General features: G+C 65.4%; 17 protein-coding genes. 6 read left to right on the top strand and 11 right to left on the bottom strand.

The genetic code is table 11. The features are described 5' to 3' along the window. Positions 1–27: 27 nt before the first annotated feature. Positions 28–1,704, bottom strand: a complete 1,677-nt coding sequence (betA, locus tag O4H62_RS04940; RefSeq protein ID WP_269386321.1) for a choline dehydrogenase — start codon at positions 1,702–1,704, stop codon at positions 28–30. An 86-nt stretch (positions 1,705–1,790) separates the two neighbouring features. On the opposite strand from betA, the gene O4H62_RS04935 reads away from it, so the two are divergent. Both O4H62_RS04935 and O4H62_RS04930 read left to right on the top strand, forming a co-directional pair. Beyond that, positions 1,791–2,036 (top strand): type II toxin-antitoxin system RelE family toxin, encoded by a 246-nt coding sequence (locus tag O4H62_RS04935; RefSeq protein WP_331284448.1) that lies wholly within the window; start codon positions 1,791–1,793, stop codon positions 2,034–2,036. 6 nt (positions 2,037–2,042) lie between these two features. Continuing rightward, positions 2,043–2,393: a helix-turn-helix domain-containing protein gene (locus O4H62_RS04930; protein WP_269386006.1), complete on the top strand. Its 351-nt coding sequence runs from the start codon at positions 2,043–2,045 to the stop codon at positions 2,391–2,393. Positions 2,394–2,414: 21 nt separating this feature from the next. On the opposite strand, the gene betB is transcribed toward O4H62_RS04930, so the two are convergent. The 7 genes from betB to O4H62_RS04895 all read right to left on the bottom strand — a co-directional run bounded on the left by betB (position 2,415) and on the right by O4H62_RS04895 (position 9,220). Then, positions 2,415–3,878: a betaine-aldehyde dehydrogenase gene (betB, locus tag O4H62_RS04925; RefSeq protein ID WP_269386005.1), complete on the bottom strand. Its 1,464-nt coding sequence runs from the start codon at positions 3,876–3,878 to the stop codon at positions 2,415–2,417. Next, complete coding sequence (locus O4H62_RS04920; protein WP_269386004.1) at positions 3,875–4,516, bottom strand: glutathione S-transferase family protein; 642 nt, start codon at positions 4,514–4,516, stop codon at positions 3,875–3,877. Before O4H62_RS04920 ends, betB begins: the two co-directional genes overlap by 4 nt. A gap of 1 nt (position 4,517) precedes the next feature. After that, positions 4,518–6,062: a choline-sulfatase gene (gene betC / locus O4H62_RS04915; RefSeq protein ID WP_269386003.1), complete on the bottom strand. Its 1,545-nt coding sequence runs from the start codon at positions 6,060–6,062 to the stop codon at positions 4,518–4,520. Then, on the bottom strand, positions 6,059–6,652 hold the full coding sequence (gene betI, locus O4H62_RS04910) for a transcriptional regulator BetI (protein ID WP_269386002.1): 594 nt from the start codon (positions 6,650–6,652) through the stop codon (positions 6,059–6,061). The genes betC and betI overlap by 4 nt, the downstream gene beginning before the upstream one ends. Before the next feature lie 132 nt (positions 6,653–6,784). After that, complete coding sequence (locus O4H62_RS04905) at positions 6,785–7,819, bottom strand: DMT family transporter (RefSeq protein ID WP_269386001.1); 1,035 nt, start codon at positions 7,817–7,819, stop codon at positions 6,785–6,787. A gap of 247 nt (positions 7,820–8,066) precedes the next feature. After that, positions 8,067–8,759 (bottom strand): L,D-transpeptidase, encoded by a 693-nt coding sequence (locus O4H62_RS04900; RefSeq protein WP_269386000.1) that lies wholly within the window; start codon positions 8,757–8,759, stop codon positions 8,067–8,069. A 59-nt stretch (positions 8,760–8,818) separates the two neighbouring features. Further along, a complete protein-coding gene (locus O4H62_RS04895; RefSeq protein WP_269385999.1) occupies positions 8,819–9,220 on the bottom strand; it encodes a hypothetical protein in 402 nt (133 codons plus the stop codon). A gap of 148 nt (positions 9,221–9,368) precedes the next feature. On the opposite strand from O4H62_RS04895, the gene O4H62_RS04890 reads away from it, so the two are divergent. The 3 genes from O4H62_RS04890 to O4H62_RS04880 all read left to right on the top strand — a co-directional run bounded on the left by O4H62_RS04890 (position 9,369) and on the right by O4H62_RS04880 (position 12,041). After that, positions 9,369–9,977, top strand: a complete 609-nt coding sequence (locus O4H62_RS04890) for a glutathione S-transferase family protein (protein WP_269385998.1) — start codon at positions 9,369–9,371, stop codon at positions 9,975–9,977. Positions 9,978–10,122: 145 nt separating this feature from the next. Further along, complete coding sequence (locus O4H62_RS04885) at positions 10,123–11,289, top strand: acetyl-CoA acetyltransferase (protein WP_269385997.1); 1,167 nt, start codon at positions 10,123–10,125, stop codon at positions 11,287–11,289. Then, complete coding sequence (locus O4H62_RS04880; RefSeq protein WP_269385996.1) at positions 11,286–12,041, top strand: SDR family NAD(P)-dependent oxidoreductase; 756 nt, start codon at positions 11,286–11,288, stop codon at positions 12,039–12,041. The genes O4H62_RS04885 and O4H62_RS04880 overlap by 4 nt, the downstream gene beginning before the upstream one ends. Before the next feature lie 10 nt (positions 12,042–12,051). On the opposite strand, the gene O4H62_RS04875 is transcribed toward O4H62_RS04880, so the two are convergent. Continuing rightward, entirely contained in the window at positions 12,052–12,894 is an 843-nt protein-coding gene (locus tag O4H62_RS04875) for an EamA family transporter (RefSeq protein ID WP_269385995.1), read from the bottom strand. A 107-nt stretch (positions 12,895–13,001) separates the two neighbouring features. Next, the gene (locus O4H62_RS04870; protein WP_269385994.1) at positions 13,002–13,643 is read right to left on the bottom strand and encodes a transglycosylase SLT domain-containing protein; all 642 of its coding nucleotides are present in this window, start codon (positions 13,641–13,643) and stop codon (positions 13,002–13,004) included. A 367-nt stretch (positions 13,644–14,010) separates the two neighbouring features. Here O4H62_RS04870 and O4H62_RS04865 point away from each other — a divergent pair, with 367 nt between their 5' ends. Next, positions 14,011–15,015, top strand: coding sequence for an asparaginase (locus O4H62_RS04865; RefSeq protein ID WP_269385993.1), 1,005 nt, complete (start codon positions 14,011–14,013; stop codon positions 15,013–15,015). A 3-nt stretch (positions 15,016–15,018) separates the two neighbouring features. Here O4H62_RS04865 and O4H62_RS04860 read toward each other — a convergent pair whose 3' ends face one another. Continuing rightward, positions 15,019–16,017 carry an AraC family transcriptional regulator gene (locus O4H62_RS04860; RefSeq protein ID WP_269385992.1) on the bottom strand — a complete coding sequence of 333 codons (999 nt, stop codon included), beginning with the start codon at positions 16,015–16,017 and terminating at the stop codon, positions 15,019–15,021. Positions 16,018–16,037: the final 20 nt, after the last annotated feature.

Genomic DNA, 16,037 nt, shown 5'->3' with positions numbered 1-16,037 from the left:
CGCCAAAATGACCGCGACTTGTGCCGCTCAGGCGGTTTTCAGCCTGTCGGTCTCGCGCCAGTCGGGGTTCATCCACGGCTCCAGATTGCTCGGCGCCAGCGGCGTCCGGCCGAGAATGTGATCGGCGGCCTTCTCGCCGGTCATGATCGACGGGCCGTTGAGATTGCCGTTGGTCACCCGCGGGAAGATCGAGCTGTCAGCGACCCGCAGGCCCTCGACGCCGATCACCCGTGTCTCGGGGTCGACCACAGCGGTCGGATCGTCGGCGCGTCCCATCCGGCAGGTGCCGCAAGGGTGGTAGGCGCTCTCGGCGTGCTCGCGGATGAAGCCGTCGATCTCGGCGTCGCTCTGGATCTGGCTGCCGGGCTGGATCTCCTTGCCGCGGAACGGATCGAAGGCTTTCTGCCCGAACACCTCGCGGGTGATCCGAACGGCGCGGCGGAAATCGCGCCAGTCCTCCTCGTGGCTCATGTAGTTGAAGCGGATCACCGGTGCGTCCTTCGCTTCGCCCGAGCGAAGCGTGACCGCGCCGCGCGAGGGCGATCGCATCGGCCCGACATGGGCCTGGAAGCCGTGCATCGGGGCAGCCGCCTTGCCGTCGTAGCGGATCGCGCCGGGCAGGAAGTGGAACTGGATGTCGGGGTAGGGCACGCCTGCGTGCGAGCGGATGAAGCCGCAGGCCTCGAACTGGTTCGAGGTGCCAAGCCCTTGCCTCAGGAACAGCCACTGCGCTCCGATGATCGCCTTCGAGAACAGGTTGAGCTTCGAATAGAGCGTGATCGGCTGGATGCATTCCTGCTGGATATAGACCTCGAGATGATCCTGCAGGTTCGCCCCGACGCCGGGACGGTCGGCGACGACCTCGATGCCCTTTTCGGCAAGATGCGCGCCCGGACCGATGCCCGACAGCATCAGAAGCTTCGGCGAGTTGAAGGCCGACGCGGCGATCACGACTTCACGGTTTGCTTTAACAACTTGAATCTGCCCGCGAACCTCGAGTTCGACCCCGGTGGCGCGCCGATTCTCGATGACAACACGCCGGGCCAGGCCCCTGACGAGACTCACGTTTTTGCGCTTCAGCGCCGGCTTGAGATAGGCTTCCGCCGTCGACCAGCGCTGGCCCTTGTGAATGGTCTGCTCCATCAGGCCGAAGCCCTCCTGGCGCGAGCCGTTGTAGTCCTGGGTCACCCCGTAGCCCGCCTGCCGGCCCGCCTCGATGAAGGCTTTGAACAGCGGATTGACCGCCGGTCCGCGCTGCACGTGCAGCGGGCCATCGGTGCCGCGCCATCCTTCCTCGCCGCCGATGCCGCCATCCTGGTGCGAAGTTTCCATGCGCTTGAAATAGGGCAGCACGTCGGCGAACGACCAGCCGGTAGCGCCCTGGTCCGCCCAGTGGTTGAAGTCCTCGGCATGGCCGCGCACGAACACCATGCCGTTGATCGACGACGATCCGCCGATCACCTTGCCGCGTGGGGCGGCGAGGCGCCGGTTGCCGAGATTGGGTTCCGGCTCGGTGGTGTAGCCCCAGTCATAGATTCCCATGTTCATCGGGTAGGACAGCGCCGCCGGCATCTGGATGAACGGCCCGAAATCCGATCCGCCATGCTCGATGACGATCACCGAATGCCTACCGTCCTCGCTCAGCCTTGCTGCCATGGCGGATCCGGCCGAACCTGCGCCGATGATGACGAAATCTGCTTGCATGGTCATGGTGATGCTCGTCTCTAATGGAGGGTTTGCCCTGCCGTGTCATGATTGACGGGAATATAGCTAAGGGCTATATTTTGCCGATGATGCGGGTCGTCTATTCCAAGGCAGCGGAAAAAAGCCTTGCCCGGATGCAACCGAAGCGGCGCGCGGCCATTTTCGCCAAGGTTGATGCATTCGCGCGCGGCGAACTGGTCGACATCAAAAAGCTGTCCGGGTCCGACCTGTATCGCATCCGGGTAGGCCAAGACCGCGTCATCATCGACGACCAGGGCGTTGTCGTCTTGGTGATCAGCGCCGGCCCGCGCAGCGGCATCTACAAGGAGTGACACTCGATGGGCGAACTTCAGAAACTGACCATTGACGGCAAGACCTACGTTCTCGTCGGTGAAGAGGACTATGAAGACATGATGGACAGCCTCGAGGCACACGCGATCATGGAGCGCGTGAGGGCAGGCGAAGAGACCTGGCCTTCCGAACTCGTGCATGAACTCATGGAAACCGACAGCCGCATCCGCACCTATCGCAAGTATCGCGGCATGACCGGAAGCGAGCTTGCCACGGCCGCGGGCATTTCCCAGCCGCACCTCTCCGATATCGAAAACGGCAAGAAGGCTGGCTCGGTCGATGTGCTCAAGCGCATCGCAACCGCCCTTCGTGTCGATCTCGACGATCTGGTTGTGTGACAAGCTCATCTTGCGCTTGCCTCAATACGGGCTGTCGACAGGGCCGGTGGCCACGTAGACGCTCTTGAGACGGGTGTAGTGCTCGATCGCCGCGCGGGAGTTCTCGCGCCCGATGCCCGATTGCTTGACGCCGCCGAAGGGGGCCTCGACCGGGGTCAGATTGTAGGTGTTGATCCAGGTGGTGCCGGCATCGAGCCCTGCGATCACCCGGTGCGCTCGGGTGAGGTCGGCGGTGAACACGCCTGCGGCCAGACCGAACTGGGTGTCGTTGGCCCGCGCGATCGCCTCGTCTTCGTCGTCGAAGGAGAGCACGCTCATCACCGGGCCGAAGATCTCTTCGCGGGCAATGGTCATGTCGTCGGTGACGCCGGCGAAGACGGTCGGCTGGATCCAGGCGCCGTTCTCGAAGCCCTGCATTTCCGGTACGCCGCCGCCGGTCAAGAGCCGCGCGCCCCCGCGTTTGCCGGTCTCGATATAGCCCAGCACCTTGTCGCGCTGCGTCTTGGAGACCATCGGTCCGAGGTGCGTGTCCGGATCGAGCGGATCGCCGAGCCGGATCGCCTCGGTGCGGGTCTTCAGCCGCTCGAGGAAGCGGTCATGCACGCCGCGCTGCACGAACACCCGCGTACCGTTTGAGCAGATCTGTCCGGTCGAATAGAAATTGCCGAGCATGGCGCCGCCGATGGCGCTATCGATGTCGGCGTCATCGAACACCAGGATCGGCGACTTGCCGCCGAGTTCCATCGTCACCGCCTTGATCGTCGGCGCGGCTGCCGCCAGCACCTTGGCTCCGGTCGGCACCGAGCCGGTGAGCGATACTTTCGCAATATCAGGGTGTGAGGCCAGCGCCGCGCCGACATCGCCATAGCCCTGAACCACGTTGAAAATGCCGTCCGGCAGCCCTGCGTCCTTGAAGGCTTCGGCGAGCTTGAGCGCCGTCAGCGGCGTCATTTCCGACGGCTTGAAGATGAAGGCGTTGCCGCAGGCGAGCGCCGGGGCGGACTTCCAAGCTGCGATCTGGATCGGGTAATTCCAGGCGCCGATACCGGCGCAGACCCCGAGCGGTTCGCGCCGCGTGTAGACGAAATCGCCGCCCAGATCGACATGCTCGCCGGTGATCGCTCCGGCGAGTCCGCCGAAATATTCGAGCGCGTCGGCGGCCGAGGCCGCATCCGCCACAAGCGTCTCCTGGATCGCCTTGCCGGTGTCGAGCGTCTCGATGCGGCTGAGCTCCTCGTTGCGCTCGCGCAGCAACTGCGCCGTTCGCAACAGGATCCGTCCGCGCTCGACGCCCTTTAGCCTGGCCCATGCCGGCTGCGCGGCCTTTGCCGCAGCCACGGCTTTTTCAACGATCTCAGGCGTCGCGGAATGGAGCCGCGCGTTCACCTCTCCCGTCGCCGGGTAGATGCTCTCGATCACCGCGCCGGCGTCGTCCTCGATGTAAGCGCCGCCGATGTGGTGGGAGGCTTTGGGCTGTACGGTCATGGTTTGATCCTCAGGCTTTCATAGGAGACCATCACGTGGTCGCAATAGGCCGGGCGCTCGCAAAGGCGGGCGTAATAGCCGTCGAGCGCCGGTGTTTCGGCGCGGTCGAAGTCGAGTGTGTAGTAGCGGTAAAGCTGCACACCGATGATCATGTCGGCGAAGCTCAGGTGCTCGCCCGCCAGATAGGGGCTGTCGCCGATACGGTCGTTCAGCATCCTGGCGAGCGGTTTCAACCCTTCGACTGCGTCGGCAAGCGCATCAGGCCCCCCGGGAAGTGGCCGACCGATCAGCGGCCAGAAAATCCGCATGCCGAAATGCGGCGCGAACGTCGTCTTGATCCATTCCGCCCACATGTCGAGCTGAACCCGGGCCGCGGGATCGCGCGGCCAGAAGTTCTCGTTGCCATATCTGCAGGCGAGATAGCGCACGATCGCGGCACTCTCCCACATCGGCGAACCGTCGCCGTCGCGTACGGTGGGGACCAGGCCGTTTGGGTTCATCGCCCGGTAATCGGGCGTGTCGAGGCCGCCGAAGGTGTGTCCCCGGTCGTGGCGCTCGAAGTCGAGGCCCAGCTCGGCAATGGTCCACATCACCGCCTGCACATTCGATGACGTTGCCCGTCCCCAGACAGTCAGCATCTCATTCTCCCCTCGGAAACCGTTGGGATTCTTCGAGGATGTTGAGATCCATGTGGTTGCGCATGTAGCGCTCGGACGCCTTCTGCAGCGGCTGGAAATCCCACGGGTAGTAGTTGCCGTTCCTCAGCGCCTCGTAGACCACCCAGCGCCGTGCCTGGCTCTGCCGCACCTCGGCGTCGTAACCGGCCATGTCCCATTTGGCCCGGACCCGGGCCATGTAGTCGGCGACCTTTTCTGCGTGGGCGGGATCGTCCGCCAGGTTGTTGAGCTCATCCGGATCGGCTTCGAGATCGAACAGCAGCGGCGGGTCGAGTTCGCAATGGCTGAACTTGTATTTGCCGTCGCGGATCGCCACCAGCGGCGCCTGCGAGCCTTCCGCCGCATATTCCATCATCACCGGCGTGGTCCGCGTCTCGCCGCCCATCGCCGCAACCAGGCTCTCGCCATCGGTCCATGGCGCCACGTCTTCGAGCGACACGCCCGCAAGCGCCGCCAGCGTCGGGGTGATGTCGAGATTGGAGGTCGGTTCCGCAACCCGGCGGCCTTGCGCACCCGGAACCGAAATCATCAGCGGTACCCGGGAAGAGCCGTCGAAGAAGCTCATCTTGAACCACATGCCGCGCTCGCCCAGCATGTCGCCATGGTCGGAGCAGAACACCACAATGGTATTGTCCGCCATCCGCGTGGCTTCGAGCGTTGCCAGAATCCCGCCGATCTTGTCGTCGAGATAGGAGATGTTGGCGAAATAGGCCTGCCGCGACCGCCGCACATTGTCTTCGGTGATGTCGAAGCGCTCGCTGTCATTGGCCTTGTAAAGCCGCTGCGAATGCTGGTCCATGTCCTCGTAGGGGATCGGTGCGACGCGCGGTTCGAGTTCGGCGCAGTCCTCGTAGAGATCCCAGTACTGCCTGCGCGCCACGTAAGGATCGTGCGGATGGGTGAACGACACCGTCAGCGCCCAGGGGCGGGCTTCCGGATTGTCGCTGGTCCGCGACAGCTGGTGCAGCTTCTGGGTGGCGAAGAACGCCACCTCGTCGTCATATTCCATCTGGTTCGAGGTCTCTGCCACGCCCGCGCCGGTGACCGAGCCCAGATTGTGGTACCACCAGTCGATCCGTTCGCCGGGCTTGCGGTAGTCCGGCGTCCAGCCGAAATCGGCGGGGTAGATGTCGGTGGTCAGCCGTTCCTCGAAGCCGTGCATCTGGTCGGGGCCGACAAAGTGCATCTTGCCCGACAGGCAGGTATAGTAGCCCGCGCGCCTGAGATGATGCGCATAGGTCGGAATGTCGGAGGCGAATTCCGCCGCATTGTCATAGACCCGCGTCCGTCGCGGCAGCTGTCCTGACATGAACGAGGCGCGGCCCGGCGCGCACAGCGGCGAGGCGGTGTAGTTGTTGGAAAACCGCACCGAGCGCGCGGCGAGCTTCTTCAGGTTGGGCGCGTGCAGGAAGTCTGCGGGACCATCCGGGAACAGGGTCCCGTTGAGCTGGTCGACCATCAGGATGAGAATATTGGGCCTCCTGGCGCCTGCCTGTGCGTCCGTCATAACGTCCTCCCGCGAATTTCCAGCAATTGCGTTTCGATGTGATCCTCGACCAGCGCCACCGCGTCGTGCCGTGCCGGTCCTGTGCCGAGCGCCTTGCGGATGTAGAGCCCGTCGATCATCGCCGCGGCACCTTCAGCGATGCGCTCGGCCTCGTACTGGCCGCAGAGCGGGGCGAGCCCGCTCATCAGGTTGGAATGCAGCCGGCGCGCATAGACTGAAAGCAGCCGCCGGATTTCGGGCGCGCGCTGGGCGTCGACGTAGAATGCGAGCCAGGCCGCAACCACATCCTCTGAAAACTGCTTGTCGGAGAAGCTGACAGCGATGATCGCCGAGACCCGCGCCCGATGGCTCCGCGCCTTCTTCAGGGCCACCATCGTGTCACTTCTCAGATCGCGAAGCAGGGCTCGGACCGATGCCGTGATCAACTGTTCCTTGGAGCCGAAATAGTGGTGTGCCAGCGCGGGCGACACGCCGGCGCGGCCGGCAATGTCCGACATGGTCACATCCATCGAACCGCGCGCGCCGATGGCTTCGATGGCTGCGTCAGTGAGCGCCTTGCGGCGGATTGGTTCCATGCCGATCTTGGGCATTTGCGTGTCTCCAGGCGAGTTGAAGGGTGGTGACCGGTCCCTCTTTGACGGCTCAAGTCTAGTTTTGATTGAGCCGTCAATCAACAAAAAACTCGCGCGGCGGCATCCGGCCGGGGCTGCCGCAGTCCGGCTCTACAGGCTGCTGGAAGGGGGGAGGTCTGTGTCTTCGGTTACCGCCGGAACGCCGGTGGCGATCAGGGTCTCGCCCACCGGAGCGGGCGTCTCGGCCCTCTCTGGCGCACGCAGCTCGCGGTAGCCGATATAAAGCCCGGCGCCGATGATCAGCGCCATCCCGGCAAGCGTGTTGAGCGCCGGAACCTCGCCCCAGAAGAACCAGGCGGCCGTCGCGGCAAACGGCAGGTAGGCATAGTCGAACGGGGCGATCAGGCTGGCGTTCGCCACCTGGTAGGCGCGGCTGAGAAGAATGTAGCCGGTCATTCCCACCACGCCGAGAAGCGCCAGATCGGCCAGCTGTGCCGCATCAGGTACGATGAATTCAAGCCGCAGGTGATGGAACTCCGGCCCCATCGGCACCAGCGTATTGACCAGCCATCCGAGCGGCCAGATCATCACCCCGGAGCCGCCGATGGTCCAGAGGCCCATGGTCAGGCTGCTTTCGCCGTCACCCACCCGCCGCGTCAGGATCATCGAGGCCGCGTAGGACATGGCGCAGACGAGCGGCAGCAGCGCCACCCACTGGAAACTGTCCTGGCCGGGCGCCATGGCCATCAGCACCCCGCTGAAGCCTACGACAAGTGCCGCGATCCGGTGCACCCCCATGCGCTCGCCCAGAAACAGCGCGGCCAGGATGCCGATGAACAGCGGCGCCGAAAAGAAGATCGTCGAGACTTCCGCCAGCGGCATGAACGGAAAGGCGGCGTAGAACATTGCGAAGCCGCCGGTCAGCAGGAACGCCCGCAGCAGGTGGATCGGCCACAGCGGTGTGTAGAGACGGTGCTTGCCGCCAAGCCAGGTGATCAGCGGAACAAGCACCAGCACGGCGATGCAGGCCCGGGCGAAGATCAGCATCCAGAGCGGCTGCGCGCCGAGCATGTCCTTGATCAAGAGGTCCTGGCCGACAAAGCACCATGCGCCGCCCAGCACGCAGGCAATGCCCTCAAGCGGACGGGAGGATTGGGCAGGTGCAAGGGAGGCCACTGCGGTCATTGTAGATTTCCCGTAGTCAATAATCTGTCGAAACCGGATACGGGGCGGACGCCCCTGGGCACAGCGCAGGCAATCCGCAAGTGTTGGCCGATTTTTGAGTGTCGTGCGCGCCTTTCCGCGACATAGGCATCAGAAAATGGCTGACGCGCCGGATCCACCATTCCGGCCTTCACCGGCACGCGTAGGCTGCCGCCCGACCGATGGCTGTCCACCGGTCGGGCGCGCGAGGTCGGGTCGCCGGAAGGCTTCAGGCGAGGCCGGCCGTCAGCGCCGGGCTGGATTGCCTGACGATCACCCTGGCGCGGCTCGGCACGCGCTCGTAAAGGTCGATGATATCCTGGTTGAGCAGCCGGATGCAGCCCGACGAGACCGCCTGGCCGATCGAATGGGCTTCCGGGTTGCCGTGAATCCGGTAGAGCGTGTCTTCGCCATTGTCGAACAGATAGAGCGCCCGCGCGCCCAGCGGGTTCATCAATCCCGGCGCCATGCCGCCATTGGCGACCGAATAGGGTTCGAGCTCCGGTTTGCGCGCCACCATGTCGTCGGGCGCCTTCCACGTCGGCCATTTGCGCTTGTACTGCACAACCGCGGTACCACCCCAGGAGAAACCCTGCTGGCCGACGCCGACGCCATAGCGCATCGCGGTCCCGCCGTCCTCGACCAGATGCAGAAAGAACGTGCTCGTGTCGACGATGATGGTGCCGGTCGCCTCCTCGGGGAACGGGTTGGACACGCGCTGGCGCCAGAACCGTTCGGGCACAACGCCCGCGGGCACGGCGGGTATCTGGTAGCCCTCGTCCAGCACCGGGCCGTAATGGGCGGGCATGGCCTTGGGTTGAGGCTTGGCCGCAACTGCAGGCAACTCGCGGCTGCCGATTGAGGTGCAGCCGGAAAGCGCAGCCGCGGAGGCCGCGCTGAGGAATACGCGTCGGGTAATCATGTACTGAAGTCCTTTGATGCTGAAGGGAAAAGGCCCGTAGGGAGAGGCCCGGAGTCGATTCAGCTCAACCGCGGCGGCCTGAACAGTCTGGAACTCCAGAGGTCGTCAGTTGTTCCGGGGAAAATTCCAACAAATGCCTCGCCGGTGCTTGCGGGGCCCACCTGCAGACTTCGCCGCACATAGCCGAGGTCGCTGCTGCAGATCGACCACGCCACGGCGCCGCGGTGGCAGTGCGTGAAGGGAGCCGCGCCGGTATGCACGCTGATGGCAGTGCGCGGCCGGTTCGTTTCCACCGCCTGCGACAACGCCGCGGCCTGGCCCGACAACCCGCGCGCAAAAGGTCCCGTCGCCGCAAGGGCGAAGGTCAGCAGGCACATGAAGAGGGCGCGGCGGATTTGCATGCCCGCGTTCTTGCCCGCAACTGTGGCCGATTCCAGTCGAAAATGCCCGATCGCGATCAAGTTTTGGTGATGGCAAACCGCTGGTCTAGTGTGGCGGCGGAATGACGCTCCGGAAGCATCGGCCAATCCGGGATAATGCTGACATTAGCTGGCAGTATTACGGTGATATCGGGTGGCCAGCATCAACAAGCCGGCAAGGAGATCCGACATGCTCACACTCTATCATTCGCCCCAGTCACGCTCATCCCGCCTCGTCCGCCTGCTCATCGAGCTTGGCGTGCTTGATCAGGTCGAGATCCGTATCGTCGGTATTCGCCGCCATGATGGGTCGGGTGGCGCCGATCCGTCCAATCCGCATCCCGAAGGCAAGGTGCCGCTTCTGGTGCATGAGGGAACGGAGATTTGGGAATCCAATGCCATCATTCTCTATCTGACCGATCTGTTTGTCGGAAAAGGGCTTGGCCGCTCAATTGGCGACCCGGATCGCGGAACCTATCTGAGCTGGCTCGCCTGGTACGGCAATGTGGTCGAGCCGGTCCTGGTTTTCACCGCCGCAGGCCTCAGCCATCCCTATCTCGACGCCACATTCCGTGGAGCGCCGGAGGTGGCGGCGCGGCTGACCGCCCAACTCGAAAAGACGCCTTTTCTGATGGGCTCGGAATTTTCCGCGGCCGACCTGCTGCTGGTCTCGCCCTACACCTGGATGCCCCAGGCCACGCCGGATGTGCAGGTCATCCGGGACTGGATAGAGCGCTGCGAGAGCCGTCCCTCGGCCAAACAGGTGCTTGAATTCGATCAGGCCCATATGCCCGCATAGAGCCCGCTCTGCAGGCGACGGATTCCTTTCCCCGCGACCGGCACGGACAGCCCGGTCGCGGGGCGGATTCCGTTCTCCCCTTTACAAAGCCGCCCGCGGGATCAAAATGCGCCCCAGCAAGGACAAGATTCCCGGAGAGTAGTTCATGAGCGCCTGTATCATCGGCTGGGCCCACACGCCCTTTGGCAAACACAGCGACGAAACCGTCGAAAGCTTGGTCACGCGGGTGGCGCGCGAGGCGGTCGAGCATGCGGGCCTTCAGGCCGAAGATATCGACGAGATCTATCTCGGTCATTTCAACGCCGGCTTCTCCGCCCAGGATTTCACCGCAAGCCTGGTGCTGCAGGCCGATGACGCCTTCCGCTTCAAGCCCGCGACCCGTGTCGAGAACGCCTGCGCCACCGGCTCGGCTGCCGTGCACCAGGGCATCAAGGCGATCCGTGCGGGTGCTGCCAAGCGGGTGCTGGTGGTCGGCGTCGAGCAGATGACCACGACGCCGGGGCCCCAGGTCGGCGCCAACCTGCTCCGCGCCTCCTACCTGCCCGAGGACGGCGACACACCGGCGGGCTTCGCCGGCGTCTTCGGCAAGATCGCCGACGGCTATTTCCAGAAATATGGCGACCAGTCCGACGGCCTTGCCGCGATCGCCGCCAAGAACCACAAGAACGGCGTCGACAACCCCTGGGCGCAGATGCGCAAGGATCTGGGCTACGAGTTCTGCCGCGCCGAGAGCGACAAGAACCCTTACGTCGCGGGTCCGCTCAAGCGCACCGACTGCTCGCTGGTTTCCGACGGCGCCGCGGCCATCGTGCTTGCCGATGTCACCACCGCCATGCAGGCGCCGCGTGCCGTGCTGTTCCGCGCCGCCGAACACGTGCAGGATTTCCTGCCGATGTCCAAGCGCGACATTCTCGCCTTCGAGGGCTGCGCGCTCGGCTGGAAGCGGGCCTTCGCCAATTCCAAGACCTCACTCGACGATCTCTCCTTCGTCGAGACCCATGACTGCTTCACCATCGCCGAACTGATCGAGTACGAGGCGATGGGGCTGGCCAAGCCCGGCCAGGGCGGTGACGTCGCCATGAGCGGTGAAACCCAGAAGGATGGCCGCCTGCCGGTCAATCCCTCCGGCGGCCTCAAGGCCAAGGGCCACCCGATCGGCGCCACCGGCGTCTCCATGCACGTGCTCTCGGCCATGCAGCTGACCGGCGAGGCCGGCGGCATCCAGGTCAAGGACGCGACGCTCGGCGGCATCTTCAACATGGGCGGCGCCGCGGTCGCCAATTACGTCTCCATCCTCGAGCGCATCCGGTGACGTCGGGCGCCGCCGGTCACGTCGTTGTCACCGGTGGCGCCTCCGGCATCGGCGAGGTGACCGCGCTGGCGCTGATCGATCAGGGCGTTGCCGTGACCATTCTCGACGCAAGCGCCGCAGCGATCGTCCGCATCGAGGATCGCCTGGCGGGCGAGGACGTGCTCGCGCTCACCTGCGATGTCACCGACGAGGAGGAGGTGGCCGAGTGTCTGAGCCAGGCCGTCGATGCCTTCGGGCCGGTCACTGGTCTGGTCAATTGCGCCGGCATAGCCCGCGACATCCCGGCGGAGAAGACCAGCGCCGAGATCTTCCGCCAGATCCTCGATGTCAACCTCACCGGCAGCTTCATCACCTGCCGCGCCTGCCTCGACCAGATGGGCGACACGCTGTCGATCGTCAATCTCTCCTCCGCCTCGGGCATCCGCGCCAATGCGGGCAGGGTGGCCTATGGCGCCTCCAAGGCCGGCGTCATCCTGATGAGTCAGGTGCTCGCCAATGAATGGGGCGCCTCGGGCGTCCGCGTCAATGTCGTGGCCCCCGGACCGGTCGACACGCCGCTGATCTCGAACCTCCACACCATCGACGACCGCAAGCGCTGGACCGCCCAGATCCCGCTCCGCCGCTACGGCCGCCCCGACGAAATCGCCGACGCCATCCTCTTCCTGCTCTCGGACCAGGCAAGCTACATCAACGGCCACGTTCTGGTCATCGACGGCGGGTTCAGTTCATCGGGGATCCTGGCGGGAAGGTGACGGACGGTCTTCAGCCTCGCCGCCCCATCGACACGCCCACCGCTGTCGCCCCGATCACCAGCGCCATGCCGGCCCATTGCGAAGGGGTGAACCATTCGCCAAGAGCAACCGCGCCGATAGCGGTCGCCACCACCGGGCTGGCAAGCGCCAGGTAAGTGGCGCTGGCGCCGATCCGGCCGATGCCGCGGGTCCAGACGTAATAGGCGAATGCAGTGCCGAGCAGCATCAGCCAACCATAGCCGAGCACCTCGCTCAGGCCCGGCGCCGGCGGTAGCCCCTCGATCATCAGCGCCACGGGCAAGAGCATCGCGCCACCGAAGATCAGCTGCCAGGTGGTGGTCTCGAGCGGTGCCCCCATCCGCCCCCAGCGGTCGATCAGCACGGTGCCGATCGCCATCGACAGCGCCCCGCCGATTGCCGCCGCCACGCCGACCGGGTCGGGCCGCGCCTCCGGCGACAGTACCAGCAGGCCGACGCCGATCACGCCGGCGACACCGGCCAGCAGCTGCACGGGGTGCGGCGCGCGGCGGATCAGGAATGCGGAGATCAGCACCACCACCAGCGGCTGGATCGCGCCCAGCGTGGCCGCCAGCCCGCCAGGCATGCGGGAGGCTGCGACGAACAGCAGCGCGAAGAACAGGCCGATATTGGTGAACCCGATCACCGCATGGCGCTTGAGTGCGGCCACCGGCGGAATGCGCGGGTTGAGCATCAGCAGGATCAACCCCGCAGGAAGCGCCCGCATCGCGCCCACGAGCAGCGGATGGCTGACCGGTAGCGTTTCGGTAAACACCGCATAGGTGGTGCCCCAGAGCATGGGCCCCAGAAGGGTGATCAGGATCGTGCGCAGCATGAGGGCTCGGGTGGTTCGGTGGGTGAAGCGAGCTTAGCGATCCGCCGGCCGGGCGCAATCGCCAAATCCGCCCCGTGTGTGAATCTCTGCAGGGAACGCCCGCCGGGCTACCCCTTCGATCCCGGCCGCAGGCCTTCGGCGAGCAATGCCGCAACCTTCGCCGACGCCTCGGCCTTGGTGATTTCGCCGTTGCCATTGGTGTCGAGCCCGCGGTTGAGCTTGTAGGCCTTCGAGCCTTTTCGAAACAGCACGTGGCCGGGCTCCTTGTCAACGGCGCGCGGATAGAGCACCGCCATGTAGGCGCTCGGCAGATCCTTCATCCGGCCCTTATAAGGCGCGAGATAGGCTTCGACATAATCGAGCTGGTCGATGGCGCGCATCCGGGCAAGGGCCGCCGTGCTGGTACCAAGTGCCCTGGCCGTTGCCGGCATGAACTGGATCAGTCCGGTGGCGCCCGAACCTGCATGGTTGGTCACCGCCGGATCGAAGCTGCGGCCGGTCTCGAACGCCATGATCGCCATCAGGTGGTTCGGATCCATTGCGAGCCTGCCGGTGATGGCGATCACCTTTTGCCTGAACGCTGACGAAACATGCGCTCCCCAGGCGATTGCCGCGTGCTGATGGGCCGGCGTCGGGGACTGTTGCGCTGGATTGATTGGCTGCGCGGGGGCGGGTGAGTTCGGTTGGCCGGGCGCCCGCCGCAGCCTGAGCCAGGAGAACAGGGTATCGAGGAATGGGATGCAGGGCATGCGGGTCTCCCGTCTATACTGTCAGGTGAACGATGCAGGCAAGTCTAGGTCGGCGCTTGCGGGTGTGGACGAATTCGCAGGCAGCGCGGCTCGCAGGCCTTGGCGCGGCATGGTGCAGGACCGGCGGGTGAGAATCGCTGGTGTCGTGAAAACCGAAGCCGGTTCAAAGCCTTGCGAAGCCGCCGGCGGCCGCTTCGGATGCGGTCAAAGATGGTGGCGGGTCTTCCAGGGCCGGGTTCCGCATCCAAAGCTGTCCGCGCTTTTGTCCCCGCCTCTTGCCCGAAGCGCCGGCTTCTGCGATCACACGCGCAGCACAGCGCCGGCCGATGCAGGCCGCTCCCCCGCAACCACCGCCAGGAACAAAGCCATGCCAAACCCCGTCCTCGTTGAAGTCACCCGCGGAGAGATCGTCGAAAGCCGGCATCGCGGCATGGCCGTGGTGGTGGATGGCGACGGATCGGTGGTGATGAGCCTGGGCGAAGTCGACACCCCGGTGTTTCCGCGCTCGGCGGTCAAGTCGATGCAGGCGCTGCCGCTCATTGAGACCGGCGCAGCCGACCGCTACGGCTTCGGCAACAAGGAGCTGGCGCTGGCCTGTTCGTCGCATTCCGGCGAACCCGGCCACATGCAGCTTGCCGGCGAAATGGCCGGCCGCGCCGGTTTGGGCGAGCCGGATTTCGAGTGCGGCTGCCACTGGAGCTTCGAGCCGAAGGTGATGATCGAGCAGGCTCGCGCCGGCGACAAGCCCAACCAGCTCGGCAACAATTGCTCCGGCAAGCACGCCGGCTTCCTCTGCCTCGCCTGCCATGCCGGCGTCGATCATCACGGCTATGTCGGCTATGATCACTTCGTCCAGGCCTCGGTCCGCGACGTCATGTCGGATCTCACCGGCACCGCGCTCGGCCATGACAATTGCGGCACCGACGGCTGCTCGATCCCCACCTATGCGGCGCCGCTCAGGAACATTGCTCACGGCTTTGCCCGCATGGCGTCCGGTGTGGGCCTCGGACCCGAGCGCGCGAAAGCCGCCGAGCGGCTGATGGCGGCGTGCATGGCCGAGCCTTGGCATGTCGCCGGTACCGGTCGCGCCTGCACCGCCCTGATGAGCATCGCGCCGGGCCGGATCTTCGCCAAGACCGGCGCCGAGGGCGTCTTCTGCGCCACCATTCCCGAGATGGGCTACGGCGTCGCGCTCAAATGCGAGGACGGCTCCACCCGCGGCGCCGAAGCGATGATCGGCGCGGTGCTGGCAAAGCTGTTTGCCGACGATCAGGATCTGTCGGCGAAACTGGGCGACTGGTCGCGCAAGACGATGAAGAACTGGAACGGCATCGAAGTCGGCACCATCCGCCCCGCCGGCGACCTGGCCTGAGCCTCAACCGGCGGCCTGCGCCGGCTGGTAGATCGGCCCGGCCCGTCCGGGTTCCGCGCGGCGGATGCTGCCCGGAGGCTTGCCGAACACCCGCTTGAAGGCCCGGCAGAAGGCTGCCTCCGACTGGTAGCCGAGATCCAGCGAGATCGCCGCCAGCCCGTCAGCCGTATCGATCAGCCGGGCGCGGGCCAGGCGCATGCGCCAGTCCGTGAGGTAGCGAAGCGGCGTCTGGCCGACCAGATTGGCAAAGCGCGCCGCAAAGGCCGAGCGTGACATGCCGACCTCGGCGGCCAGGCTATCGACGCTCCAGTCCTCGCCGGGCCGGCGGTGCATCAGTGCCAGGGCCTTGCCGATCTGCGGATCGCGAAGGGCCGCCAGCCAGCCGGTCTCGGTGGTGGGGGCGGTTTCGAGCCACGAGCGTATCGCCTGGATCACTACCACGTCCGACAGCCTTGTGATCACCGTCTCCCCGCCGGGCTTGAGTGATGCCGCCTCGCTGGCGATGAAGCGAAGCGTGCTCTGCAGCCATCCGCCGGTCTCGTCGTCCCAGGCATCGATGTTGATGACCTGCGGAAGGAGTCTCAACAGGTGCTCGGCGGCGACATCGTCGAACCGCACCACGCCATACATCGAGCGGGTCATCGCGCCGCCGCCGCCGTGGCGCATGATCTCGTAGCGTTCGCTGACCTTCTCGACCGGCAGATCGAACAACGGTTCGCCGGCCATGCCCGGTGCGCTCGAGATCACATGCGGCGTGCCGTGCGGGATCAGCGTCAGGCACCCCTGAGATAGAAGCCGCGGCTCCATTCCCTCGAGCTCAAGCCAGAGCGCGCCGGAAGTGGCGACCACGAAGCACATCACGCCCTCGAGCCGGGGGATGGCGATCGCCCAGGGCGCGGTCAGCTCGCCGCGGCAATAGAGCGTGCCCGTCAGCCGCAGCATGTGCAGCGTCTCGGCAAGCGGATCGGAGGTGAGGGGGATGCAGGGATCGGGTGTTGTCATGCGGATTTAATAGCGCTGAG

The organism is Parahoeflea alexandrii, assembly GCF_027214025.1.
Lineage (GTDB): Bacteria > Pseudomonadota > Alphaproteobacteria > Rhizobiales > Rhizobiaceae > Hoeflea > Hoeflea alexandrii_A.
The sequence above is the reverse complement of the archived record's forward strand: the minus strand, read 5'-3'. Positions and strand labels throughout refer to the sequence as shown.